Raw genomic sequence first — 6714 nt, 5'->3', positions numbered from 1 at the left:
CGCGAATGAATCGCGGTATGACGGTTCGCGGCGGCGTGACGATAAGCTCGTCATCCCGCTACGTGTTAGCGGGATCTATGCTTTGAGATACCGCGAATGAATCGCGGTATGACATAGGGAACCCTTTCTTGGGTTAGCTATAGATTTACTTCGCATATTCAGCTAATTTTTATTACAATTACAACAAAATAATTTTGGCTTTGATGAAAACTGTATATGTATGTCAATCCTGTGGTCACAGCACTGGTAGGTGGGTAGGGAAGTGCATCGCATGTGACAATTGGGATACAATTGTTGAGGAAATAGCAGTAAAAACGGGCAAAAGAAGTATATCTGCACCAATTTTAATAAAGACGTTATCGGGTAGCGAAATTATCACTCCAAGTCGTTTTTTAACAGGAATAGAAGAATTAGATAGAGTTTTTGGTGGGGGTATCGTTCAAGGTGCTAGCATTTTAATTGGAGGCGAACCTGGTATTGGAAAATCTACCCTTTTGCTTAGAATTGCAGCTAATGTTGTGCAACTTTCCTCTTTTGAATGTCTTTATGTATCCGGCGAGGAATCTTTAGAGCAAGTGAGTCTCAGAGCAAAGCGTCTTAAGATAAATGAACCTAAAATTAAGCTTTTATCTACAGTGTCTTTAACTGATGTAGTAGCAACAATAAAGGAAAATAAAAGTATTAAATTCTTAGTAATTGACTCTATACAAACAATGTATGATAGCAGAATTACATCGGCACCAGGCACTGTAACTCAGGTCCGCACTTGCGCACATGAATTAACCATTCTTGCGAAACAATATGGTATTTCCCTCTTAATAGTTGGCCATATAACTAAGGATGGACAAATAGCTGGACCTAAAACTTTGGAGCATATGGTGGATACGGTATTATATTTTGAAGGTGAAAATAGTAATCAATATCGCATTTTACGCACTATTAAAAATAGATTTGGCCCTGCAAATGAAATTGGTGTTTTTGAGATGTCTGAAGCAGGACTTGTGCCTGTTGATAACCCATCATCATTGTTTCTGATGGCCCATGACAGAGAAGTAGTTGGCAGCGCCGTATTTGCAGGAATTGAAGGTTCAAGACCAATTTTAATGGAAGTGCAAGCATTAATAGCAGGGACTAATATGGCAACCCCAAGAAGGGCAGTAGTTGGGTGGGATATTAATCGATTGGCTATGATCATCGCGGTGCTAAATGCTCGCTGTAAAATGTTTTTGCATGATAAAGAGGTATACCTAAACATTGCAGGGGGACTCAAAATACAGGAACCATCGGCTGATCTTGCTGTTGCTGCTTCCCTTATTTCAAGTGTAGTAAATTTACCGCTGCCAACTTCTTCAATAATCTGTGGTGAAGTTGCACTTTCAGGAGAAATTAGGAATGTCTCGCATGCTGATCTCAGACTAAAAGAAGCACAAAAGTTAGGATTCAAAAAAGCAATTATGCCTAAAAATGGTAATTACTCTTCTCATGATATTGAGATAATTAAGCTTGGTCATGTAAGGGAATTAAGAGAAGTCTTTAATTACAATTAAATAATGCTTCAGCAAATTCTTTGCTAGTAAACTCCCTCAAGTCCTCTATATTTTCGCCAATTCCTATAGCATGTAACTTTACCTTATAAGCTTCTGCAAGTCCAATTACTACTCCACCTTTAGCAGTGCCATCTAACTTTGTTATGATTAACCCGGTAACATTAACCATTTTGCTAAATGCTTCTAATTGGCTATAAGCATTTTGGCCGGTAGTTGCATCAAGAACTAAAATAACGTCATGAGGGGCAGTATCATCCAATTTCTTTATCGTTCTATATATTTTTGATAACTCCTCCATAAGGTTCACATTATTTTGCAGCCTTCCTGCTGTGTCAATTAGAACAACATCAATGTTATCTTTTATAGCTTGACTTACAGCTCTATATGCCACACTTGCAGAGTCGCTACCGTACTCTCCAGTAACAATCAAGCAATCAGAACGTTCTGCCCAAATGTTTAATTGTTCACTAGCAGCAGCTCTAAATGTGTCACACGCAACAAGCATAACGGATTTTCTCATCTCCTTATATTTATATGCAAGCTTACCTATAGTCGTGGTTTTACCATTACCGTTTACTCCGCATACCATTATTATATGTGGTTTTTTATTTAAAATTAACGGCTGCACGACTGGATTTAATATAGCTTCTATTTCATTCACTAATTGCTGCGTGATAATATTATACTCAACTTCCTTGTCAAATTTGATGCTTGTGAGCCTATCGATAATCAACTTAGAAGTTTTATGACCAATGTCCATGCTAATTAGCAATTCTTCTAGCTCATCTAAAAGCGACTGATCTAATTTTTTTTTGCCAGAAAAAATACTTTTCACTCCGTTGCTAAAGCGAGAAGAAGTTTTTAACAAGCCTTTATAAAGGTTACCAAATAAACTCAAGAGAATACTCCTTTTTAATTACAATATAGAGAATGACATGCACTACATGTATTTGTAAAGTAAATACACTCGTAACCCATATATTTTGTGAGTAAAATATACTGTTTGCTAGTGCATTTTTCTTTAGTTTTTAACCTAAATATGTTATAATGTAGAATAGCGGTTTACAGGTAATTTTATGAGTTATAATGAGAAAATTTTAGATCATTACGAAAATCCAAGGAATGTTGGCTCTCTGGATAAAAATGATCCAAGTGTTGGCACTGGTTTAGTTGGTGCACCATCGTGCGGTGATGTAATGAAATTGCAGATAAAGGTCAATGACAAAGGTGTTATTGAAGATGCAAAATTTAAAACTTTTGGCTGCGGTTCTGCCATTGCTTCAAGTTCTTTGTTAACAGAGATGATTAAAGGAAAAGCTATTGAAGATGTAACACAGATAAAGAATACTCAAATAGTGGAAGAGTTGTCTTTACCTCCAGTGAAGATACACTGCTCGGTGCTTGCTGAAGATGCTATAAAGGCTGCTATTCATGATTATCAAAGTAAACAAAATAAAGGTGGACATTGAGAACTAAAGCATGAGTGAATATCAAGGAGTAAACGCTATAAAGAAAGATAAAAAACTTATTACTATAACTGCGAAAGCAGTAGAAAGGATAAAGTATTTATTGGACCAAAAGAAGCATACTAACCTTGAGAAATCAGAAGAAGCAATAGGAATAAGAGTGCTAATTAAACAAAAAGGATGTTCTGGTTTAAAATATGATATTGAATATGCGTATGATACTCGTCCTTTAGAGTCGATAATTGAGGAAAACTGCAGTGATGACCAAAAAGTTAAAGTGTTGATCGATCCAAAATCCGTCATGTTTATTCTTGGCTCTGAAATGGATTATGTAGAAGAAAAATTTTCATCGGGTTTTGTTTTCAAAAATCCTAATGAGAAAGGAAAATGTGGTTGTGGAGAGAGTTTTCATGTCTAGCAGCTATTTTACATTGTTTGAAATTGAACCAACTTTCAATATCAGCTTTGATGAGTTAGAGAAAAAATATATTGAGCTAAGCAAAACTGATATAAATGAAAGACAGTCCCAAAACATGGAAAATATTAACAGAGCTTATCAGATACTAAAGTCACCGCTAAAACGTGCCGAGCATTTGCTAGATTTTTTTGATGTGAAAAGCCAAAAGGACCACTTAAATTCTGAAATATTAAGTGAATCAATGGAAATAAGAGAATATTTGCTGGACTGCGATGATCTACAATTTGCAAGCAGGATGATTGATGAAAAAATAAAAGGTTGCATTAAAAACCTAATTAACACTTTTGCTGTAAAGAATTTTGATGGAGCTGCTACACAAGTCTTAAGATTGAAATATTTATATAAGTCATTTGAGGAGGTGAAAAAGAATGCAACCGATTCAAATTTCTGAACCAAATTCAAGTGAAGTAGTTTTTGGTATAGATCTTGGTACTACCAATTCTTTAATTGCCATGGTAAATAAAGCTGGCAATGTGGAGATATTTAAAGATGAACAAGGAAGAGAACTGCTGCCTTCTGCTCTTTCATATGAAAATAATACATTGAAAACTGGCTGTGACGTCGGTCAAAATGCAATCTACTCAATAAAGCGTTTAATGGGTAAAAGTGTTGAAGAATTAAATAAAGAAGGCGTCAATTTTGAAATAGATCATGAAAGCGAAAAAGTTATTAGAATAAAATGCGCAGAGGAAAAGTATCTGACTCCTGTTGAGATTTCTGCTGAGATATTAAAAGCTTTATGTGAGAGGGTAAAAAAGTCTAAGGGACTGGAAGTAAAAAAAGCAGTGATTACTGTGCCAGCTTACTTTGACGATTCAGCACGTAACGCAACTAAATATGCGGCAAAATTAGCTGGAATAGAAGTTCTTCGCCTCGTTAACGAGCCAACCGCTGCAGCGCTTTCTTACTCCATTGAAAAGAACAATAGCAGTGGAATATATGCAGTTTATGACCTTGGTGGTGGAACATTTGATATTTCGATATTGAAATTGCATCAAGGAGTGTTTCAAGTCCTTGCGGTTGGTGGTGACACCAAACTCGGCGGTGATGATTTTGATCATTTGCTGAGTTCAATTGTGATTGATAAGTATAGAGAAAAGACGGCTAAGCAACTAAATTCCTTACTTATCGAATCACGCTCTGTGAAAGAGTACCTAAGCAATCACACTATAGGTATCTTTGAATTTAATGTTAACGGCAAGCCATTTGAGTGCGAAATTACCAGAGAAGAATTCGAGCAGGCAATCAGTTCTTTGGTCAATAAGACTATCAATATAGTCACTCGTACTATAAGCAACATAGATCTTAAAATTGATAATATAAAAGGAGTAATTTTAGTTGGTGGTGCAACTAGAACACCATTGGTTCAAAATTCACTAGTCAAACTCTTTGGAAATAAAGTACTAAATGACGTGGATCCAGATAAAGCAGTTGCCATTGGGGCAGCTCTGCAGGCTCATGATTTAACTTCGAGCTCAAAAGATAGGAATATTCTCCTGGATGTTCTACCTTTATCACTTGGCATAGAAACTATGGGAGGTATAGTTGAAAAAATCATACCAAGAAATACGCCACTACCAGTTTCAGAGATAAAAGAGTTTACAACTTATGTTGATGGGCAAACAGCAATGAAAATTCACGTTTGTCAGGGAGAACGTGAAATGATAGAGGATAACAAATCTCTAGCGCAGTTTGAACTGAAAGGTATACCGCTACTGCCTGCAGGTTCTGCAAGAGTTGAAATAGAATTTACAGTTAACGTTGACGGAATATTGACTGTTACTGCAAGAGAAAAAACCACCAGAATCGAGCAGACAGTTGAAGTAAATTCAAGTTTTGGCTTAAGTGAAGCCGATATTCAAAATATGGTTAACCAGTCAATAAACAGCTTTGATGAAGATATGAAGGCTCGTTCCCTTGCAGGCGCTAAAATTAATGGAAATAAACTCATACACTTGGTTGAAAACAATAATAACTTTTCCACTGATCAAAAGTTGAAAAACCTATTACAAAATGCAAAAAAAGCTTTACAAGGCAATGACTTGAATGAAATTAACAACACTATCGCCGAGTTAGAAAATTCTTCTTTAGAGTTGTGTGAATTAACAAATAGGTAGAAAAAGCTTACACAACCTTGTGCAATACCCTATTTAATCTCAAAGCAACAGGTAACCTGAAATTAAATGGTAACCAATCGACCTTTTCTAATTTAAATGATAAACCAACTATGCTTACACGCCCAATGATATTTTCCATTGGTACAAAACCAACTTCAGGAAACCTGCTATCTAAAGAATTATTTCTATTGTCTCCCATAACGAAAAATTGATCGTTAGGTACATAATAAACCGGAGTGTTATATGATAGCTTATTAGAAATGTCATCTACCAAAATCTCATGTTCCTTGCCACTTAAAAGCGTTTCTATATATCTTGGTATGTTACGATTTGACTCATAATCAAAAAAACTTTCAATTTGCCTTCGCTCTACTTTCTGATCATTTAGGTATAATTCTCCCTCTATCATTTGCACTTTGTCACCTGGTGTTCCTATTACTCGCTTAACAAACCTGATGCTGTCATTTCTTGTGGGTTTGAAAACTACTATGTCGCCACGCTTTGGAGGGGTATAAAAAATCCTGCCGCTAAAAATGTTTGGAGAAAATGGAAATGAGTGTTTACTGTAACCGTATGAATATTTACTAGTAAAAATGTAATCCCCTTCAAGTAGGGTGCTTTTCATTGAACCAGAAGGTATATGAAATGGCTCGAATAAAAAACTACGTATTGACAGCGCAATCAACAGTAAAAAAAACAATGAAGATAAAAATCTTCCCGTTCTTATCACCCAGTTTTTGCTTAGTTCTTCCAACTTTTCCAACTTTGTTTTTCTTATAGATTAAGCTTATTATAATACATAAATTAAAAAATGGTAATATGAAATTTTACTTGTGAATGTTATTCCTCTATTCAAAACAATTTTGAAAAGGCGGTTCATTTCTTTCAACGGTGTCATCCAAGTAGCTGACACATAACTGTACGAACATTGCAATTTGCAGGTGGCAGATGAAAGTAGCTGATGCACATCTGTACGAACATTTGCTTTTGTTAAGGTAATATGGTGTTATGAAAGTAGCTGACACTGGAATGGCTTTGTTGCATCGCTACTTATGAAAGGCTAACTATAGTTAGGATTATAAGCAACCTATTGAAAATCTTGTTTT

General features: G+C 35.6%; 8 protein-coding genes. 5 read left to right on the top strand and 3 right to left on the bottom strand.

Annotation, left to right across the window (positions count from 1 at the left end):
- Positions 1-203 precede the first annotated feature (203 nt).
- Positions 204-1547, top strand: coding sequence for a DNA repair protein RadA (radA, locus tag WOCAOBSORBRA_RS05140; protein WP_174516068.1), 1344 nt, complete (start codon positions 204-206; stop codon positions 1545-1547).
- Here radA and ftsY read toward each other — a convergent pair.
- Positions 1534-2445, bottom strand: a complete 912-nt coding sequence (ftsY, locus tag WOCAOBSORBRA_RS05135; protein ID WP_174516067.1) for a signal recognition particle-docking protein FtsY — start codon at positions 2443-2445, stop codon at positions 1534-1536. The two genes, radA and ftsY, sit on opposite strands and share 14 nt — an antisense overlap.
- 178 nt (positions 2446-2623) lie before the next feature.
- Here ftsY and iscU point away from each other — a divergent pair, with 178 nt between their 5' ends.
- The 4 genes from iscU to hscA are packed head-to-tail and all read left to right on the top strand — an operon-like array spanning position 2624 to position 5608.
- A complete protein-coding gene (iscU, locus tag WOCAOBSORBRA_RS05130; RefSeq protein ID WP_174516066.1) occupies positions 2624-3016 on the top strand; it encodes a Fe-S cluster assembly scaffold IscU in 393 nt (130 codons plus the stop codon).
- Between the two features lie 10 nt (positions 3017-3026).
- Entirely contained in the window at positions 3027-3431 is a 405-nt protein-coding gene (locus tag WOCAOBSORBRA_RS05125) for a HesB/IscA family protein (RefSeq protein WP_077188307.1), read from the top strand.
- The gene (locus WOCAOBSORBRA_RS05120) at positions 3424-3882 is read left to right on the top strand and encodes an iron-sulfur cluster co-chaperone HscB C-terminal domain-containing protein (protein ID WP_174516069.1); all 459 of its coding nucleotides are present in this window, start codon (positions 3424-3426) and stop codon (positions 3880-3882) included. Before WOCAOBSORBRA_RS05125 ends, WOCAOBSORBRA_RS05120 begins: the two co-directional genes overlap by 8 nt.
- Positions 3860-5608 (top strand): Fe-S protein assembly chaperone HscA, encoded by a 1749-nt coding sequence (gene hscA, locus WOCAOBSORBRA_RS05115; RefSeq protein ID WP_174516065.1) that lies wholly within the window; start codon positions 3860-3862, stop codon positions 5606-5608. The genes WOCAOBSORBRA_RS05120 and hscA overlap by 23 nt, the downstream gene beginning before the upstream one ends.
- Positions 5609-5615: 7 nt before the next feature.
- Here the strand turns inward: hscA and lepB are convergent, their stop codons facing one another.
- Positions 5616-6362, bottom strand: a complete 747-nt coding sequence (lepB, locus tag WOCAOBSORBRA_RS05110) for a signal peptidase I (protein ID WP_155969584.1) — start codon at positions 6360-6362, stop codon at positions 5616-5618.
- Positions 6363-6456: 94 nt separating this feature from the next.
- Positions 6457-6633: a hypothetical protein gene (locus tag WOCAOBSORBRA_RS05105; protein WP_174516064.1), complete on the bottom strand. Its 177-nt coding sequence runs from the start codon at positions 6631-6633 to the stop codon at positions 6457-6459.
- Between the last annotated feature and the right edge of the window lie 81 nt (positions 6634-6714).

This window comes from Wolbachia endosymbiont of Cardiocondyla obscurior (assembly GCF_902713635.1).
Taxonomy (GTDB): Bacteria; Pseudomonadota; Alphaproteobacteria; order Rickettsiales; family Anaplasmataceae; genus Wolbachia; species Wolbachia pipientis.
Note: the sequence above shows the minus strand (reverse complement) of the source record. Positions and strands in the feature narration are given on the sequence as shown.